Origin of the sequence: Embleya sp. NPDC008237, from assembly GCF_042956465.1 — a bacterium.
GTDB lineage: Bacteria > Actinomycetota > Actinomycetes > Streptomycetales > Streptomycetaceae > Embleya.
This window is the reverse complement of sequence record NZ_JBIBGL010000017.1, coordinates 1-17,242: the sequence shown is the minus strand read 5'-3', so window position 1 is coordinate 17,242 and position 17,242 is coordinate 1. Positions and strand designations below refer to the sequence as shown.

Sequence of the window (17,242 nt, the reverse complement as noted above, 5' to 3'; positions counted from 1 at the left end):
AACCAGGCCCACCCCCGAAGGAGCCGAACGTGTCAGGAGCACCCATGACCGGTCGCGACGAAGGCTGGCGCGTCAGTGCCGACATCGGCGGCACTTTCACCGACGTCATCGCCCTCGGGCCCGACGGCCGCGTCCTGCCCGTCAAGGTTCTCTCCACTCCGCCCGACTTCGGCACCGCGGTCCTGGAAGGGACGGCCGCCGCGCTCGGTGACGCGGGCGTCGAGACGCATGAGGTCCACGCGATGCTGCACGCCACCACCGTGGCCACCAACGCGATCCTCGAAATGCGCGGCGCGCGCACCGCGCTGGTCACCACCAAAGGCTTCCGGGACGTCCTGGAACTCGGCCGCCTGCGCCGCCCCCTGCTGTACGACCTGTCCTGGCAAAAGCCCGTGCCGCTCGCGCCGCGCCGCCACCGCTACGAACTGGATCAGCGCATCACCGCGAACGGTGAGCTCAGGCCCGCCGCGGACAGCGCCGAGGTGGCCGACCTGGCCGATCGGATCCGTGCGGCGGGCATCGAGGCCGTCGCCGTCTGTCTGATCAACTCCCATGTCCGCCCCGATGAGGAACAACGTGTCGCAGCCGAACTGCGCGAACTGCTGCCCGGCGTGTACGTCACCGCCTCCGTGGACATCTCACCGCAGATCAGGGAGTTCGAACGCACCAGCACTGCGGTCGTGAACAGCTACGTCGGACCGCAGGTGCACGACTACGTCAGCGCGCTCAGCGACGGGCTGCGCGCGGCGGGCATCACCGAACCCCTCATGATCATGCAGTCCAGCGGCGGCCTCCTCGACGCGGCGTCCGTGGTGCGGCGGCCTGTCCAGATCATCGAGTCGGGCCCCGCCGCAGGCGTCATCGCCGTCCGGAAGCTCGCCCAACTGATGGGCCTCGACTCCGTCGTAGCCTTCGACATGGGCGGCACCACCGCCAAGGCCTCGCTCATCGAAAACGGGGAGCCCTTCGTCGCCGCCGACTACGAGGTCGGCGGAGGAATGAACCTCACGAGAAGCATGGGCCGGGGCGCCGGCTACACCGTGCGGGTGCCTTCCATCGACATCGCCGAGGTGGGCGCCGGCGGCGGCAGCATCGTCTCCGTGGACGCGGCAGGCTCCCTGAGGGTCGGTCCCCAAAGCGCGGGTTCCCGGCCCGGCCCCGCGTGCTACGGCAACGGCGGCGACCATCCCACCCTCACCGACGCCAATGTCGTCCTGGGCTACCTCAGTCCCCGGTCCCTCGCCGGGGGTCGGGTGGCGATCCGTCCGGACCTCGCCGAGAAGTCCCTCGACACCATCGCCCAACAGTTGGACGTCGACATCCCCGCTGCCGCGCGCGGCGCCTACGAGGTCGCCGTCTCCAACATGACGAAGGCCGTCAAGGCCGTCACGAGTGAACGCGGCCGCGACCCGCGGGACGCGGTCATGGTGGCCTTCGGAGGAGCGGGCCCCCTCTACGGTGCCGCTCTGGCGAAGGAACTGGGCATCGACACCGTCATCGTTCCCGTGCACACCGGCCTGTTCAGCAGCCTCGGCCTGCTCGTGGCCGACACCTCCCGCGAGTCGGTCGCACCCCACCGCCCCCAATTCGACGAACCCGGCGTGCTCACCGCCGAGTTCGACCGTATGGCCGAGGACATCACCCGGGCGCTGCGGGAAGCCGCGCCGGGTGCAGAAGCCGATGTGCAGCGGGTCCTCGACATGCGCTACCACGGCCAGCGGTTCGAACTCCCGATCGTGATCCCCAACGGCACCGTCACCCCCGCCCTCATGGCCGGAGCCCGCACGCGGTTCCACGCCGAGCACCGCCGGACCTACGGTCGCGCGGGTGGTGACGAACTGATCGAGATCGTCAACATCCGCGTGCGGGGCACGGTACGCAACCCCATCACCATCGACCGTGCGCTGCGTCTGCTCCCGCAGCACTCCCGCCCCGCCCATTCCCGGGCCTGCCGGTTCGACCGCACGCAAGACACCCCGGTCATCGCCCGCGCCGAACTGCCCGCCCACCGCGTGCCCGGACCGCTGGTCATCGAGGACATGGACTCGACGACCCTGGTGCCGCCGGGGGCCACCGCGCACCGCGACAGCCTCGACAACATCGTCATCCGCTGGACCACTGCCACCAAGGAATCGTCATGAGCCCGCACCCCATCCGCGACGCCGCCACATTCGAGGTGTTCCGCAACGCGGTAACAGGACTGTCCGACGAGATGGCGATCACCATCCTGCGTACGGCCCACTCGCAGATCGTCGCCTCCAGCATGGACTTCTCGGCCGCGCTGTGCGACGCCTCCGGGCGGGTCATCGCGCAGGCCAACACCTGCCCGGTGCACCTCGGTTCCATCCCCGAGGCCATGAGCGCCGTCCTGGACGCGTTCGGGGACACCGTCCGTCCCGGCGACGTCTACCTGCTCAACGATCCGGACCTGGGCGGCATGCATCTGCCCGACATCTTCGCTGTCGGGCCGGTCTTCACCGACGAGCAGGAACTGATCGGCTACTCGGTCACCGTCGTCAACCACGCCGACGTGGGCGGCTGGGCCGCCGGATCGATGGCCGTGCAGTCCACCAGCATCTTCGCCGAAGGCGTCCAGATCCCACCGTCCCGCCTGGTCGCAGCGGGCGTACTGAACGAAACGTTCCTGGCCCTGATCCTGCGCAACGTACGCGAGCCCGGCCTGCTGCGCGGTGACCTCGAGGCGCAACTCGCCGCCTGCCACGCCGGCGGCGAAGGACTGAAGGAACTTGCCAGGCGCCACGGAACCGACGAATTGGCTGTGCTGATCGACGAACTCCTCGACTACTCCGAGACCCTCCTGCGTGCCGCAGTCACCGAAGCCGCCGACGGCAGCTACACATTCGAGGATTACATCGACGACGACGGGCTCGGCTCGCCCCCCATCCCCTTCCGCGTCACCGTCGACATCGTCGGCGACGCCCTGCACCTGGACTTCACCGGATCGTCCCCGCAGGTCGCCTCGGCGCTCAACGCCACCGCCTCGTTCACCAAGTCCGCCTCCTACGCCGCCATCCAGGGAGCCCTCGGATCCGACATCCCGGCCAACAGCGGGTTCTATCGCCCCTTCACGTTCGTCATCCCCGAAGGCAGCATCCTCAACGGCAGACGCCCGTCCGCCCGCGGGGCACGCGGCCTGGTCGCCTACCGCATCATCGATACCGTCCTGGGCGCGCTGGCACCGGTCTTCCCCCACCGAGTCCCTGCCGCCGGCGACGGCGGCCCCGACTCCATCGCGATCGGCGTCACCGAGCAGGACGGATCCAGCACCGTCCTGTGGGACGTCCTGTGCGGCGCCTGGGGGGCCAGGCCCGACCGCGACGGGGTGGACGGCATCAGCCCGCTCGGTGCGAACCTCGCCAACACGCCGATCGAGGAGCTCGAGCAGTCCGGGCACCTTCGCATCGACGGTTACGGCTATCTCCCCGACACCGGCGGGCCGGGCAGGTGGCGCGGTGGCCTGTCGACCTTCCGCGACATGACGATCCTCCACCCCGAGGCCTCGGTACAGATCCGTTCGGACCGGCGCCGGCACCTCCCCTACGGCCTTGCGGGAGGAGGACCGGGGACGCCCTCGTCCAACATCCTCGACACCGGAACGCCGCAGGAGCAGATCCTGCCGACCAAGGTCGTCCGGACCCTGGTCGCCGGCGACCGCCACCGCCACGTCACCGCCGGCGGAGGAGGTCACGGCAGCGCCCTGACCCGGGAAGCCGACCGGGTCCTGCAGGACGTGCTCGACCAGAAAGTGACCGTCGCCGGCGCGGCCCGCGACTACGGGGTGGTCATCACGCCCACCGGCACCGTCGACACCGCCGCCACGCAGGAACTCCGCTCCGCTCACCACCGCTGAACGGCCGCTCTCCCCTGCCCGGCCGCGCCCCGGAGCATCCGCTGTACCACGCCTGAGAAGAGGTCACCGTCATGGCCGAGGTCACCGTCCCCGCCTCCACCGACCGATCCATGCGCCGGCTGTGGCGCAAGGTGGGCATACGCATCATCCCGCTCATCGGAATCGCCTACGTCATGAGCTACATCGACCGCGCCAATCTCGGCTACATGGCCGTGCCCCTCAGCAAGGACCTGGGCATCTCCGGCTCGCAGATGGGACTTGCCTCCGGATTGTTCTTCATCGGCTACGTCCTCGTCGAGGTGCCGAGCAACATGATGCTGCGCCGGTTCGGGGCACGACGGTGGATCACGCGCATCCTCGTCACCTGGGGCGCGGTCACCATGGCGACGGCGGCGGTGCAAAACGTCGGCCAGCTCTACGTCATGCGGATCCTTCTCGGCTTCGCCGAGGCAGGACTGGCCGCGGGCATCCTCCTGTACCTCACCGGCTGGTTTCCTCGCAGGTACCGGGCCTGGGCCCTGTCGGCGTTCTTCATGATGATTCCGCTCTCGGGCATCATCGGCTCGCCCCTGGCCGCCGCCCTCCTGTCCTGGGGGCAGAGTCTCACCGGACTGGCCGGATGGAGATCGCTGTTCCTGGTCGAGGGGGCCATCACCCTCCTCGCCGGAATCCTCGTCTTCACGATGCTGCCCGACCGGCCCCGCGACGCCAAGTGGCTGACGACGGTCGAGAAGGAAGCCATCGAACGCCGGCTCGCGCAGGAAACATCCGAGCAGGAAGCGCGTGGCGCGCTGTCCAGCGTGCGCCAGGCCCTCACCAGCGCGCGGGTCTGGACGCTGGCGCTGGCCTTCTTCGCCATCGTCTTCGGCCTGTACCCGATCGCCTTCTTCCTCCCCACGATGATCTCCACGTTGACCGGCAGCGTCTCCGGCATGTCGAACGTCAGCAGTGTGCTGCTGGCCGGCATCCCGTCGGCGTTCGCGATCATCGCCATGGCGGTCTGGCCCAAGGTCGCCTCCGGCATGTCGGCGGTGTCCGCCACCGTGATTCCCATGGGCGTCGGAATCGTCGGCCTGGTGACAGCCACGTTCACGCACGACAACGTCATCTTCATCGCGTCGTTCTGCCTCAGCGTCTCCGGTATCTACACGGCCATGCCCCAGTTCTGGCGGCTGCCGCCGCTGTCTCTGACCGGCGCGGCCGCCGCTTCGGGCATCGCTGTGATCAACTCGGTGAGCAACATCAGCGGCTTCGTCGGCCCCTACTTCACCGGCTTCATCGCCGACACGACCGGCAGCTACACCTACGCGCTGCTGACCATCGCCCTCATCTTGGTCGCGGGCGCGGCAATCCTCCTCACCGCCGGGCGCAAGGCGGAGCACGACGGAACGAGTCGTCAGGTGCTCCAGCCGTCCGAGAAGGAGAAGATCGCATGATCGCGCCGGCGAATCCGGCTTTGATCGTCGGTGACATGCAAAAGGGCATCCTCGCGAGCTATCCCTTCGCCCGGCAACCCGTTCCCGCTCTGTTGTCGCTGCTGCCCGCAGCGCGGGCCGACGGCTTGCTCGTGATCTTCGTGCGCACCCATCTGCGGCCCACAGGCGCCGACGTCTCGGCGAACAACCCGCTGTTCCAGCGGTTCCACCAGGCCGGGAACCTTTTCCACGAAGGTGCGGAAGCCACCGAAATCGCCGCGGAGTTGGAGGCACGGGCGGACGAAGCCGTCGTGGGCAAGCGGCGGACCAGCGCCTTCGCCGGCACCGACCTCGACCTGTTGCTGCGGGCCGGGCACGTCGACTCCCTTGTCCTGACCGGTGTCGCGACCGGCGCGATGGTGGCGGCAACCCTCGTCGACGCACTCGACCTCGACTACCGGGTCACCGTCGTGAGCAACGCCTGCGCCGACGCCGAGCCGGACGTCCACGACTTCTTCATGGAGCGTGTCTTCCCTGCTCGGGGCGCCCGGGTAACGACCTCCCAGGCCTGGATCGAGGACCACCGCCTTTAAGCCTGAGCATCGCGACGGCCCGGCGTGCGTGTGCGGTGCGGGTGGTGAAACCGGGTGTCGCGCGGGCCAACGCGCGCCGACGCCATGCCACATGGCCGACGAAACGTGTCGCGGCCTCGACCGGGCTGGGAATGCCATGCAGGTGAGACGAGCCCGGCGGGGTCGAGGGAAGCCGATCGGCCGTGCCGAGGGTGGCGCGGGAGAAGGCCGTGCCGGACGAGTCAGGCTGCGGTGCCGCGCGTGTCGCCGAGGCGGCGCAGCGCGTCGTCGAGTTCGGCCTGGGCGCGGTCGAGCCGGGCGGTGGCGATGTCGGCGCCGGCGGTGGTGGTGTGGCCGGGGCGCCGGTGCGGACGGGGCTCTTCGCCGGGATCGGCGGCACGGGCACGGGTAACGGCGTGGATCGTTCGCGCTGCGCCGGCGATTTCCTCGCCGGCCGCGTCCAGGTATGTGCGGGTGTCCGGTTCGGTGACCTTCACCAGGTTGGCCGGGTCGGTCAGGGGCGCGGGCGATCGCCCGGAGGGTCCTGCCGGTCAGCTTGCGGGCAGTCAACGCCGGGAGCAGGCCGGGGAGTTGTGCCAGGTGTGCGAGGGCCGTGCTCTCCGGCAGAGCCAGGGAGTACGTCAGTCGTCCGAGGATCCCGGATGAGACATCCACTCGACATCGAGACACCGATCGACTTCTGCGACATCCGGGCAGGACTCGTCGCGGTGTGCACCCTCGTCAGGAGCCACAACCGAACACGGCCGTCGCGGAGGCGGAGTCCAGGTGGACACCGGCCTCGTTGGACGCCCACCGGCCGGCCGCAGGCACGAACGAACGCAACGGCACCGGTACACACGAGGGCCTCTCGGTCGGCCGCCAAGGTCCCCATCCCTGCGCGGCCGTGGTGTCCGCAAGGCGAACGACGGCGTAGTAGTAATAGTCCGACGGCGCCGGCGGCCCCAGCCGACCGTTCTCGAGCAAGTCGGTGGACCAGACGCACCAGTGTGCGGAGAGCACGGGACCCAACCGGGACACCTCCGGGAACACCTCCGACAAGCCCGACGTTCGCGTCGGCCCACAACCGACCCCGGGCGGCCCGACCCGCGCGTCGTCCCCTTCGTCGCCGGCGCTGCACGCGCCCGTGAGCACGGCGAACGCCGTGAAGGCCACGGCCGCCGCTCGGGCCCCGAGCCTCGTCCTCGACCCGCCCATGTGCCCGTCCTCCACCTCGACACGAAATCGACACCCGAGTCTGGCGCCGGGAGCGTTCACGGCGCATCCGACTTCGTGCGTACTTGCATGGGCGACCACCCCGAGCGATGATCACCGCTCGACGCCGGCATCACCGCCCCGGAGGCGGCGAGTTCCCGCACGTCCTCGGGTCGAACCGCATGGCTGGGAGCGAACATCCGGCTCACCACCTCGAATCGTCGCCGTGCGGGTCACGACACGCACACCCCGGATCGCTCCGGGGTGTTCGCCACCTCGTCGACCGGGCGGCCCGAGCCCACGGCATCGCACCGCACTACGCCGGCCACCGTGCGCCGCGACGAACCGGCCGAACTCGTCGCCGAGGCACCGCGGTTGACCGCACCGAAGCGGCTTGTGAAGGCGTACGACGCGGAAATTGCGTTGCCGGACGCCTGAGGCTCGCCTAGGTTCGCACTGGCCCGAGTCGCTCGGGCCGCACATGTTCCGGCGGGACCCGAAGGAGAAGGCCGTTGCTCGTCTGAGGCAGGAGACCCGCACCGCACCCGGGCAACCGTGGTGCGCAGGCGCGCGATCTCGACCTCGGCACGGAGCCGCCTTCCCGGTCCTCGGGACCGCCTGATCCCAGGCGTTGCCGCCCTCCCCCTCCACCGGTCGATACACCGCGCGCCCGCGGATCCCCAGACGCCGCACTGTCCGCGAGCGCCCCTGGAGGCATCAACCATGTCAACCTTCACCGTGTCCATCGTCTGCACCGACCTCGGTTTCGCGTGGCCGGACGGCAGCACCCTCTTCGACGACTTCCGGATGGCCGTCGGCCCGGGCCGTACCGGCCTCGTGGGTCTGAACGGCGCCGGGAAGTCCACGCTGCTGCGCCTGATGGCGGGCGACCTCGCGCCCACCCGCGGCTCGGTGCGAGTCACCGGTGAACTCGGCTACCTGCCGCAGAACCTCACGCTCGACACGACCGCCCGGGTGGACACGGTGCTCGGCATCGCGGCGCAACGGGCGGCCCTGCACGCGGTCGAGGCGGGCGAGGTCGACGAGGCGCACTTCGCGGCGATCGGCGACGACTGGGACGTCGAGGAGCGCGCGATCGCGACGCTCGAGCGCCTGGGCCTCGCGCACCTCGACCTGGACCGCACCACCGGCGAACTCTCCGGCGGGGAGTCGGTCATGCTGGCTCTCGCGGGCCTATTGCTGCGCCGCCCGGACGTACTGCTGCTCGACGAGCCGACCAACAACCTCGACCTCGTGGCGCGCGAACGCCTGTACGACGCGGTCGAGGCGTGGCCCGGCGTCCTGGTCGTGGTCAGCCACGACCGCGGGCTGCTGGAGCTGGTGGACCGGGTGGCCGATCTCCGGGACGGCGAAGTGCGCTGGTACGGCGGCACGTTCAGTGCGTACCAGAACTCGCTGGAGGTGGAGCAGGAGGCCGCCGAGCGCATGGTGCGGGTGGCGGAGTCCGACGTACGCCGCCAAGAGCGCGAGCTGACCGAGGCGCACGACAAGCTGGCCCGCCGTAAGCGCTACGGCCGGAAAATGTGGGACAACAAGCGCGAGCCGAAGGTCGTCATGGCCCAGCGCAAGCGTTCGGCGCAGGTCGCGGCGGGCAAGCACCGCACGATGCACGGCGAGCGCCTGACCGACGCGCGCGAGCGTCTGACCGAGGCGGAGCAGGCGGTACGCGACGACGACGTGATCCGCGTCGACCTGCCGCTGACCGAGGTGCCGGACGGCCGCCAGGTCGTGGCGCTGCCGGGCGTCGGGCTTCGGTTCGGGCCGCGTGTGAAGCTCGACGTACGCGGGCCCGAGCGCATCGCGCTGCTCGGCCGCAACGGTTCGGGCAAGACGACGCTGCTGCGGACCATCGCCGGGCTGACCGAGCCGCGCACCGGCGAGGTGCGGCGGGAGGTGCCGATGCGCTGCCTGCCGCAGCGCCTGGACCTGTTGTTCGACGACCTGACCGTGGTGGAGAACGTCGGCCGTTTCGCGCCGGGTGCGAGCGACAACGAGATCCGCGCGCGGCTGGCCCGGTTCCTCTTCCGGGGACGCCGGGCCGACCAGCGGGCGGACTCGTTGTCGGGCGGCGAGCGGTTCCGGGCCACGCTGGCGGCGCTGCTGCTGGCCGAGCCCGCGCCGCAGTTGCTCATGCTCGACGAGCCGACGAACAACCTCGACATGGCGAGCGTGCGGCAGTTGACGACCGCGCTGGAGTCGTACCGGGGTGCGCTGATCGTGGCGAGCCACGACGTGTCGTTCCTGCGCGGGCTCGGCATCACGCGGTGGCTGAACCTCGACGAGCGGGGCCTGACGGCGGTGGATCCCCGATAGTGCGGGCATGACGCGCGCCGTCATGTGACGCGGCGCCCCGCCGTCCCGGCCGGGACGGCGGGGCGCCGTTCGGCGCCGCGGCGGCGGATCGGCCACTCGCAAGGGTGAGGACGGCGCGCAGCGCGGAGGCAGCCAGGTGTCGACGCTCCCGGCGTTGACGCCGGCCTCCGCGGAAGGGCCGAACTCGTAGCCCTCGGTGGTGATGAAGCCGACCGTGACCGCGTACCGGATCTCCCACGTCTGCGCCGCGGGGCGCGGGGCCGTGTCAAGCGGTGGAGTGATGCACCGACGGGGCCTGCACGACGAGGGTGCCGACGAAACCGGCGGAAAACACCGAACCCAGGCGGCCCTGCGCTTGTTGCTGTAACCGCCCCGGTCGGTGTCCCACTTCCGGTGCGCCGGAGAGCGCACGGGCGGGTGCTGGTCCTGGCGCCGACCCTCGACCTCCTCGTGCAGACCGTGACCGCTTGGCAACGGGCCGGGCGCACGGGCGGCGTCCGGGTGGCGGTGTGCTCGCTCGGCGGCGACGCGGTGTTGGCCGCCGCGGGGGTGCGGGCGACCACCAGCGCGCCACAACTCGCCCTGTGGGCGGGAGCGGTCCAGGGGCCGCCCTGGAACGGCCCACCGCGCGACGTGGGCGAGTTCGTACCGTCGCCGTGCGCCGAGAGCGCTCCGCGGACGATGGCTTCGGCGAGGTGGCGGACCATCGGTTCCTTGTGCGCTCGGGGCAACCGCCGGAAGTCGAACGGCTGCTGCCGGTCGCGCAGCGGACCGGCACGGACGCCCGGTACCGTGTCGCCGGTCATCGGGATCGGCCGGCGTGCAGTACCTCGTGGTCCCACAGGTGTGGTGGTTGCGTGTGCAGCCGCCAGTAGTGTTCGGCGATGTCGTCGGGGTCGAAGTCGGTGCCGGGAGCGATCGGGCCGTCGACGGTGATACTCGCGACGTGCACGCCGGATCCGCCGTACTGCTGGTGAAGCAGGGCGACCAGGGTTCGCACGCCCGCCTTGCCCAAGGACAGGCTCACGTACTGCGGCTTCGGTTCGGGCATGCCGCCGGTGATCAAGAACGTTCCGCTGCGGCGTGCCGCCATGGCCGGCGCAAGGTGAGCCGCCGCATTGAGCGCGCCGACCACATTGACCGCCCACGCCTCCAAGTGGCCCTGTACGGACAACTCGCCGAGTGAATCCGCCCGGACGAGTGCGGCGTTGTACACCGCGACGTCGGGTACACCGTGCTTGCCGACGACCGTGTCGAGAGCGGCGTCCAACCCCGCCCGGTCGGTGCTGTCGGCCTGTACCGTCACGACCGGAACGCCACCGGCCCCGACGGCGTCGGCCGCAGCCCTCAGCGTCGGCTCGCTCCGGGCGATCAACGCGACCGGCAGCCCGGCCGCCGCGAACCGACGTGCCACCGCCTGGCCGATTCCCGGACCCGCGCCGATGATCACTGCACCTGACATGGACGTTTCTCCCTTTCCCGATCAGCGATACTGGCGACGGTAGGGCGTCACATCAATGTGAAGGTCAAGGGGAGACCGATGCGCATCGGCGATCTGGAACATCAAACCGGTGTCAGCAAGCGGCTGTTGCGCTACTACGAGGAACAGGGGCTGCTCACACCGACCCGACGGGACAACGGCTACCGCGAGTACACCGAAGCGGACCTCACAAGAGTGCGCCACATTCGAGCCCTGCTCGCCGCCGGACTTCCCACCGCGGTCATCGCCAAGGTGATCCACTGCGTGCACGACAAGGACGGACTCGGGACGCCTTCCGCAGCCTGCCCGACCTTCGTCGAGGAGTTGCGGCGCGAAAGCGCCCGCATCACGGAGACGATCACGCACCTCGAAGGTTCCCGGCACGTACTGGACACGATTTTGGCCGTGGCACTCCGCAAGACGGAAGGTGTGGCGGGACTGTGAAAGGTTCGGTGTGACTCCGATCATGGGAGTGACATCGACAGATGACTGATATGACGTCAGAACCCTTGCAGGACGCGGTGGATGGCCTCGATGCCGCGGCTCTCGCGGCGGTGGACGAGCGGTTGATCGGACAGTTGGTCGATCGGCCCCGGGCCGGTGGCCTGGACCTGGTGGGCGAGGGCCGGCAGCTGGAGCAGAACGCGGGCAGCAGTGCCCATCGGGTGCCGGATCCGCCCAGGACGGCGGTGTCGTCGCCGTCGACTCCCAGGGTGCCGGTGGCGTCGGCCTGTGCAGTGTCCAGGTGCCGTCCTTGTTGCCGGTGAGATTCCACCACGGGCCTGCGGGGCGACCTCGTCCGGCCGAGGCGCGGCCGACACGGATATCGCCCCGATATCTGTCGCATCGGGTGATCCGACCTGCGCGAACGGGTTCCGCCGGGTGCCCGAGCAGGCGCCGATATCCGTGGCGGGCTCGAAGCATGGGCAACATTGCGCACCTGCCGGCGGGCGGGACGTGGTCGGTGGCCACGGCCGCCGACGCGTTCGTCGACGCCCTCGACAACCCGAACACCGTCCGCGGCTACGGCACCGCCCTCAACGCGATCGTCGACCGCGTCGGCGCGGACCGCCCGCTCGCCCTGGCCGCCGACGACGAGATCGACGAAGCCCTCGAACTCGCCTGGGGCAAAGCCGGCGTCAACACCTGGAACACCCGACGCACGGCCGGTGCGGCCCCGACGCACGGGGCGCGGGCGGCACGTGCGCCGATCCGAGGCCGATCGGCGTCGGAGGCGAGACGGCGTCCCGGCCCGTCCGGCCCGGACGAGGCGGCGAAGCAGGCCGCGCGTAACCGGGCCGAGCGCACCGTGGCGTGGTGTGGGTGGAGCCGGTGGGCCAAGTACCCCCGAACCGGCGTCCGTTCGGGGGTGACGCGGCACCCGCCCCTTCCTTATGGTCTAGACCTATGATCAGACGATTAGGCGATGCCGTCCGCGGGGCAGTGGTGATCGCGCTCATGGCCACGCTGACCGCCGCGATTCCGGCCGAGGCCGCCCCTTCACGACCACCGACGCTCACCTGGACGACCTGTCCGCCCGACCCCAACGGCGTTCCCGTCGACCCGCGACTACGGTGCACGACGTTGCGTGTACCGATGGACTACCGTGCCCCGGCCGGCCCGACGATCGAGATCGCGGTGTCCCGGTTGGCCACGGCCAAGCCGGGGCTGCGCCGCGGCATCCTGCTGCACAACGCGGGCGGGCCCGGCGCGGCGAGCCTGAACCGGCCGAGCACGTTCGTCAACCTGTATCCGCAGGACGTCCTGGACCGCTTCGACCTGATCGGCTTCGACCCGCGCGGTCTCGGCTACAGCACGCCGATCACGTGTGGACGCACCACCCAAATCACCAACGAGCGTCTCTTCCCGTTTCCGGCGCCGGACGGATCGATCGCGGACAACGCGGACTTCGCCCGTACTCTGGCGCGCGACTGCCTCGCCAACGGCGGCGCCCTCATGCCGCACGTGACCACGGCCAACACCGCGCGCGACATGGACCGGATCCGAATCGCCCTCGGCGAACGCAAGCTCTCCTATCTCAGCGCTTCCTACGGCAGCTACCTGGGAGCGGTGTACGCCGAACTCTTCCCCGATCGCACCGACCGGGTCGTCCTCGACGCCAACGTCGACCCCGACGTCACCTGGCACGATCGATGGGCGTCCTGGGACCCAGGGTTCGACACGCGGTTCGCGGACTTCGCCGCCTGGGCGGCCGAACGGCACGACACCCTCGGCCTCGGCACCACCCCTGCCGCCGTACGCCGGGGCTACCTCGACACGGTCCAGCGTCTCGATCGCTCCCCGGCGCGACACCCCGAAGCGGGTCCCGTCACCGGCAACCTGTTCCGAGCCATCTATCAGGCGTACTCGTACCACACCCTGCAGTTCCCGGAATTCGCCGCGTGGTGGCGGTTCGTCGCCGGTGCCGGGCCGCCTCCCCCGTGGGGCGAGTGGCCGAGCACGCCCGGCATCCCCCGGGACAACGACACAGCCGTACTGCTCGCGGTGACCTGCGGAGACAGCCGTGCCCCGCGCGACATCGCCCACTACCAGCGCGAAGTAACGCTCAACCGGGCCCTGTTCCCGATCCTGGGCGGCATGGGCACCAACATCTGGCCGTGCGCGTTCTGGCCCGAACCGGTCGAGCCGGCCGTACGGATCACCGACCGCGGAGCGAGCAACATCCTCCTGCTCCAAACCACCCGGGACCCGGCCACGCCCTATCCGGGCGCACTGCGCATGCGCCTCGCCCTGGGCAAGCGAGCACGCATGATCACCGTGGACGGAGGAAACCACGGCGCCTACGACCCCGAGGCGCCGTCCTGCGCGCTCACCCGAGCACACGACTTCCTGAGCACCGGAACCCTGCCCCCGCGCGACCTCTTCTGCTTCCACGACCCGTCGATCGCACAGGACGCAAGCCGGCCTCGCGGCGCCACCCTTCACCCGCCTCGCCCACCGATCGGCCCGTTCTGACCCCACGCGCGTCGCGCACCGATCGACCCCGCCCGACCCCGACTCCCCCGCCCACCCGACACACGCCCTCGACCGGCTCCGAAGCCGATCGAGGGCGCCTCGTCGTCGACCGGTGCCGGCCGTTTCGCCGACGCCGGGTCACTGTCCTGCCGGTCAGTTTGCGGGCGGTCAACGCGGGTGGCAGACCAAGGAGTTGCGCCCGTGCGCCGCTTCGCCACCGACCCCGAGCCCAGGCTCCGGTCCTTCGCGCCCCGCGATCCGAATCCACCCACGAAAACTGCCGAGAAGCCGGCATCCGACCCGGAAGACCGCGTCCGCCGAGCTGTTGCGCCCCACCGCAACCTCCCGCTCCCGGCCCTTCTCCGACTCCTCGCCGACCCCTCCGAGCGTGTCGCCGCTGCCCGGGGCCTGGTGGGAGTGGTTGGGCGTGCTCGTGCGCACCACCCGGATCGACCGATCCTGGTCCGAACGGCCCGGAAACCTGCTCGCCGACGCGGTCCGCCGAGCCTCACCGGACCGGGGCGCGGAGTTCGCCGAACTCGCCGAGGCGTGTGCGGCTTGGACCAGGGTTCAGGCTCTGGCCGTGATCGACGCCTGCCAACGCGACGACATCGCGGCCCTGCCGACCCGCGACCGGGTCCACCGGACCGCGAACGCCCGACGCCTCGGCCTCGGCCCCACCGGTGACGCCGACCCACACAGCCGTTGAGGCTGTTCGGCCTCGGCGGTGTCAGTGTTTCCGGTAGTCGCGTTCCGGCAATCGAACCCACAGGTCGGGGGGTCCGACGACCGCCCGCGCTTCGGTCGGGCGCAGTCCCGCGAAGGCGAAGGTGAAGGCCACCGCGTTGTACCGGTAGAGGTAGGCGGCCAAGACCTCCTCGGGGGTGTCGTCCTCGTACGGTCCGCCGCCCGGATGCAGGTCCCAGCCCTCGATGGCTCCGTCACGTGCGATCGCGCCCTGGTTGCCGCTCTTGGGGTTGGCGTAGAGGCCGTAGCAGACGGTTCCCACGGACAACCGGGTCAGCACGCCCGGCATCTGCGGCGCATACCCCCACGGCTGGGTCACCGCGCAGCCGCCCGGCACGGACGTCACACCGACGATCCGCAGGGTCTCGTCCCGTTCGACGGCGTGCGGATTTTCGAGCGCCGCGTCGATGATGTGGGCGGGTGCGGGTGCCGCCTCGAGGCGGCGGATCGCCTCGGCCGCGTCGATCCCGGCCACGCAGGCCAATCCCGTGCCCTCGACGTGGAAGCTGCCCAGCGCCGCGACGAGCCGCCCGGCGTCCTGTGCCGCCGCGCGCTCCGCGTCGGTCAGGCGCTCGCCGGGCGGCACGGTGAACACGTCCGGGGTGGGCCCGGCCAGGCTCAGCCGCCCCGGTGACCAACCGCCGACCGACCGCCGCCACGGATCGGCCCCGGCGGCGGCAAGGGCCCGCGCGTTGTCCGGTTTCCCGGACACGACGGCCTCCCACAACGCCGTCACCCCGTCCTCGAGCGCGTCCACGTCCGCAACCCGCCGGGCCAACTCCGCAACCACCTCGGGAGAGCCGAACACAGCCGCACGATGCAGGGGCCGCCCCCCGCGCCACACCTCCGGGTCGGCGCCCCGGTCGAGGCGACGACGGATGTCGTCATGGTCCTTCCAATCCCAGCCGAAACCGGCCCAACCATCCCCCCGCACCGACACCGAACACCCCTCCAACCGCGACCCGACAAGCCCCATGCGGAGCTCCCCCAGGACACTCGCACACGGCTCGGACACCGGCGACACACCGGATCAGGCGGTCGCAGCCGCGTCCCGCACCGCCGGGCACCGATACGACCGATGCGTCGCGCGCGGTTCACGACGCGACTTCCTCGATGGATGAACTCGGCGTGTTCGCAGGGGAGATCATGCCGGGCAACAGCTATTACACAGAACCCTCGCGACTTCAGAGTCGGCATCGGGACTCGTCCGCGTGCCACCGTCCGGGTTCCGGAGCGGGCGGCACGGGCGACGGCAGGGGGCGGGGGTCAGGGTCCGAGCCAGGTGACCTGGGTGATGTAGATGCATTCCTGGCGGGGAACGGTGAGGTATTCGAAGAGGAGGTTGCGGGCCGGGTCGCTGTGGGTGCGAATGCCCGGGCCGGTGCCCTGGAAGTCGACTCCGTCGAGATAGACCATGGAGTTGACCGTGGCCAGGTCCGCGGCGGCCTTCTCGACGGCGGACAGCACCTCGGACGGCAGACCCGCGGCGACCTCTTCCAGGCTGGGCAGCCATTCCCAGGACCAGTCACTCACCGGCGATCTCGCGGTGCGCCTCGGCGCGGAGTCGGGCGATCTCGGTCCCGGCGTCCCGGATCTCACCGGGATCGTTCGACCGCGCCACGACACGCTCCAACTCGCGCAGACGTCGCGCTAGGGCTGGGCGGCGCTCGATCGCCACGAACACGGCCCATTTGCGCAGGAAGAGCCGTACCGCGTTCGGTTGGAGGTTCTCGGCGACCCAGTCCAGGGCCTCGTCCTCCTCCTGCTGGAACTCCGGCAGATAGGTCGGGCTCAGCACGGCCACCGCCTCACGAAGCGCCCGGATCTTCAAGGGCGGCATCGGAATCAGCGGCTCGTCGCCCCACTCGGCGTGCTCGGCTGTCATGGTCTCCTCCTCCACCGCCCAGTCAACCAGAACCATCCGACCCACGCCCCCACCACCATGAACCTGCCGGAGCACAACGGGCCCGGTCAGGCCAAGCCGGTGGGCTCCTCGCCGCGTTCGCCTCGCTCTCCCGACCCGAGTCACGCGCCTACTACGACCGCAAACGCCGGGAAGGAAAACATCGCGTCGCAGCCCTCGTCTCACTGGCACGACGCCGCGTCGACGTCCTCTTCGCCATGCTCCGCGACGACACTCTCTACCAGTCACCCACACCGGCTACAGCTTGACGAAAGCCATAGAGGCACTTTTTCCGTCTTCGCTCCGGCGGTCTTCAAGACGAGGAATGGACACGACTTGCCCGCCACCTCAAACCGGCGGCCGCTCCCCTTGACAATGCAACGCGGCGGCCCAACCGGAATCGTCACCGTCGCCTCCCAGGCTCACTACTCAGGGTTCATGCCGCTGGACCCGACCGATCCACCGACGGCACAGGGCTCGGGCGCCCGGCGCTCGCGCGAACTGCCCCGTCAGGCCGAACACCAATCGAGTGCCCAGCCACCCTCCTGACGGAAATGGCCCAAAACCAGCTGTTCGGTGATGATCGGCCGAAATCCCTGGCATACCGGCAAACCGTGGCGTCGTTCGACAGCGGCTCCTAGTGCCGCGCCCGGCAACGTTTGCCCCGTCGCGGTGTTCGGTGCGGTGCATCGGCGTGCCGCCGGAACGTTCTCGTACTGGAGTACTCGGACG

The 17,242-nt window shown here is 70.4% G+C and carries 15 protein-coding genes and 1 pseudogene; 10 read left to right on the top strand and 6 right to left on the bottom strand.

The window, feature by feature from the left end:
• Positions 1–44: 44 nt before the first annotated feature.
• The 4 genes from ACFZBU_RS35655 to ACFZBU_RS35640 all read left to right on the top strand — a co-directional run bounded on the left by ACFZBU_RS35655 (position 45) and on the right by ACFZBU_RS35640 (position 5,879).
• A complete protein-coding gene (locus tag ACFZBU_RS35655; RefSeq protein WP_391587882.1) occupies positions 45–2,141 on the top strand; it encodes a hydantoinase/oxoprolinase family protein in 2,097 nt (698 codons plus the stop codon).
• Positions 2,138–3,871, top strand: coding sequence for a hydantoinase B/oxoprolinase family protein (locus ACFZBU_RS35650; protein WP_391587881.1), 1,734 nt, complete (start codon positions 2,138–2,140; stop codon positions 3,869–3,871). Before ACFZBU_RS35655 ends, ACFZBU_RS35650 begins: the two co-directional genes overlap by 4 nt.
• A gap of 71 nt (positions 3,872–3,942) precedes the next feature.
• Positions 3,943–5,307, top strand: a complete 1,365-nt coding sequence (locus tag ACFZBU_RS35645) for an MFS transporter (protein WP_391587880.1) — start codon at positions 3,943–3,945, stop codon at positions 5,305–5,307.
• Positions 5,304–5,879: a cysteine hydrolase family protein gene (locus ACFZBU_RS35640; RefSeq protein ID WP_391587879.1), complete on the top strand. Its 576-nt coding sequence runs from the start codon at positions 5,304–5,306 to the stop codon at positions 5,877–5,879. The genes ACFZBU_RS35645 and ACFZBU_RS35640 overlap by 4 nt, the downstream gene beginning before the upstream one ends.
• A gap of 221 nt (positions 5,880–6,100) precedes the next feature.
• Here the strand turns inward: ACFZBU_RS35640 and ACFZBU_RS35635 are convergent, their stop codons facing one another.
• Positions 6,101–6,355 (bottom strand): hypothetical protein, encoded by a 255-nt coding sequence (locus ACFZBU_RS35635; protein WP_391587878.1) that lies wholly within the window; start codon positions 6,353–6,355, stop codon positions 6,101–6,103.
• Positions 6,356–7,793: 1,438 nt separating this feature from the next.
• On the opposite strand from ACFZBU_RS35635, the gene ACFZBU_RS35630 reads away from it, so the two are divergent.
• The gene (locus ACFZBU_RS35630) at positions 7,794–9,404 is read left to right on the top strand and encodes an ABC-F family ATP-binding cassette domain-containing protein (protein ID WP_391587877.1); all 1,611 of its coding nucleotides are present in this window, start codon (positions 7,794–7,796) and stop codon (positions 9,402–9,404) included.
• A gap of 802 nt (positions 9,405–10,206) precedes the next feature.
• Here the strand turns inward: ACFZBU_RS35630 and ACFZBU_RS35625 are convergent.
• On the bottom strand, positions 10,207–10,866 hold the full coding sequence (locus ACFZBU_RS35625; protein WP_391587876.1) for an SDR family NAD(P)-dependent oxidoreductase: 660 nt from the start codon (positions 10,864–10,866) through the stop codon (positions 10,207–10,209).
• Positions 10,867–10,944: 78 nt separating this feature from the next.
• Between ACFZBU_RS35625 and ACFZBU_RS35620 the strand changes: the two genes are divergently transcribed.
• A complete protein-coding gene (locus tag ACFZBU_RS35620) occupies positions 10,945–11,328 on the top strand; it encodes a MerR family transcriptional regulator (protein ID WP_391587875.1) in 384 nt (127 codons plus the stop codon).
• Positions 11,329–11,384: 56 nt separating this feature from the next.
• Here the strand turns inward: ACFZBU_RS35620 and ACFZBU_RS35615 are convergent, their stop codons facing one another.
• Positions 11,385–11,546, bottom strand: a complete 162-nt coding sequence (locus tag ACFZBU_RS35615) for a hypothetical protein (protein WP_391587874.1) — start codon at positions 11,544–11,546, stop codon at positions 11,385–11,387.
• Between the two features lie 260 nt (positions 11,547–11,806).
• Here ACFZBU_RS35615 and ACFZBU_RS35610 point away from each other — a divergent pair, with 260 nt between their 5' ends.
• From ACFZBU_RS35610 to ACFZBU_RS35600, 3 genes are all read left to right on the top strand, one after another.
• Positions 11,807–12,295: a hypothetical protein gene (locus ACFZBU_RS35610; protein WP_391587873.1), complete on the top strand. Its 489-nt coding sequence runs from the start codon at positions 11,807–11,809 to the stop codon at positions 12,293–12,295.
• Positions 12,292–13,860, top strand: coding sequence for an alpha/beta hydrolase (locus ACFZBU_RS35605; protein WP_391587872.1), 1,569 nt, complete (start codon positions 12,292–12,294; stop codon positions 13,858–13,860). The genes ACFZBU_RS35610 and ACFZBU_RS35605 overlap by 4 nt, the downstream gene beginning before the upstream one ends.
• Positions 13,861–14,248: 388 nt before the next feature.
• The gene (locus ACFZBU_RS35600; RefSeq protein ID WP_391587871.1) at positions 14,249–14,569 is read left to right on the top strand and encodes a hypothetical protein; all 321 of its coding nucleotides are present in this window, start codon (positions 14,249–14,251) and stop codon (positions 14,567–14,569) included.
• 21 nt (positions 14,570–14,590) lie between these two features.
• On the opposite strand, the gene ACFZBU_RS35595 is transcribed toward ACFZBU_RS35600, so the two are convergent.
• From ACFZBU_RS35595 to ACFZBU_RS35585, 3 genes are all read right to left on the bottom strand, one after another.
• Positions 14,591–15,583, bottom strand: a complete 993-nt coding sequence (locus ACFZBU_RS35595) for an ankyrin repeat domain-containing protein (RefSeq protein WP_391587870.1) — start codon at positions 15,581–15,583, stop codon at positions 14,591–14,593.
• Between the two features lie 290 nt (positions 15,584–15,873).
• The gene (locus ACFZBU_RS35590; protein WP_391587869.1) at positions 15,874–16,140 is read right to left on the bottom strand and encodes a hypothetical protein; all 267 of its coding nucleotides are present in this window, start codon (positions 16,138–16,140) and stop codon (positions 15,874–15,876) included.
• Complete coding sequence (locus ACFZBU_RS35585; RefSeq protein ID WP_391587868.1) at positions 16,133–16,492, bottom strand: hypothetical protein; 360 nt, start codon at positions 16,490–16,492, stop codon at positions 16,133–16,135. The genes ACFZBU_RS35590 and ACFZBU_RS35585 overlap by 8 nt, the downstream gene beginning before the upstream one ends.
• A 107-nt stretch (positions 16,493–16,599) precedes the next feature.
• Between ACFZBU_RS35585 and ACFZBU_RS35580 the strand changes: the two are divergent.
• Positions 16,600–16,779: pseudogene (locus ACFZBU_RS35580) on the top strand (IS110 family transposase); the annotation flags it as partial.
• Positions 16,780–17,242 lie beyond the last annotated feature (463 nt).

What these genes read in the sequence shown, in the direction of transcription:
- ACFZBU_RS35655 (WP_391587882.1), top strand. Translation starts at nt 45, where the DNA reads ATGACCGGTCGCGACGAAGGCTGGCGCGTCAGTGCCGACATCGGCGGC.
- ACFZBU_RS35650 (WP_391587881.1), top strand. Translation starts at nt 2,138, where the DNA reads ATGAGCCCGCACCCCATCCGCGACGCCGCCACATTCGAGGTGTTCCGC.
- ACFZBU_RS35645 (WP_391587880.1), top strand. Translation starts at nt 3,943, where the DNA reads ATGGCCGAGGTCACCGTCCCCGCCTCCACCGACCGATCCATGCGCCGG.
- ACFZBU_RS35640 (WP_391587879.1), top strand. Translation starts at nt 5,304, where the DNA reads ATGATCGCGCCGGCGAATCCGGCTTTGATCGTCGGTGACATGCAAAAG.
- ACFZBU_RS35630 (WP_391587877.1), top strand. Translation starts at nt 7,794, where the DNA reads ATGTCAACCTTCACCGTGTCCATCGTCTGCACCGACCTCGGTTTCGCG.
- ACFZBU_RS35625 (WP_391587876.1), bottom strand. Translation starts at nt 10,866, where the DNA reads ATGTCAGGTGCAGTGATCATCGGCGCGGGTCCGGGAATCGGCCAGGCG.
- ACFZBU_RS35620 (WP_391587875.1), top strand. Translation starts at nt 10,945, where the DNA reads ATGCGCATCGGCGATCTGGAACATCAAACCGGTGTCAGCAAGCGGCTG.
- ACFZBU_RS35615 (WP_391587874.1), bottom strand. Translation starts at nt 11,546, where the DNA reads ATGGGCACTGCTGCCCGCGTTCTGCTCCAGCTGCCGGCCCTCGCCCAC.
- ACFZBU_RS35610 (WP_391587873.1), top strand. Translation starts at nt 11,807, where the DNA reads ATGGGCAACATTGCGCACCTGCCGGCGGGCGGGACGTGGTCGGTGGCC.
- ACFZBU_RS35605 (WP_391587872.1), top strand. Translation starts at nt 12,292, where the DNA reads ATGATCAGACGATTAGGCGATGCCGTCCGCGGGGCAGTGGTGATCGCG.
- ACFZBU_RS35595 (WP_391587870.1), bottom strand. Translation starts at nt 15,583, where the DNA reads ATGGGGCTTGTCGGGTCGCGGTTGGAGGGGTGTTCGGTGTCGGTGCGG.
- ACFZBU_RS35585 (WP_391587868.1), bottom strand. Translation starts at nt 16,492, where the DNA reads ATGACAGCCGAGCACGCCGAGTGGGGCGACGAGCCGCTGATTCCGATG.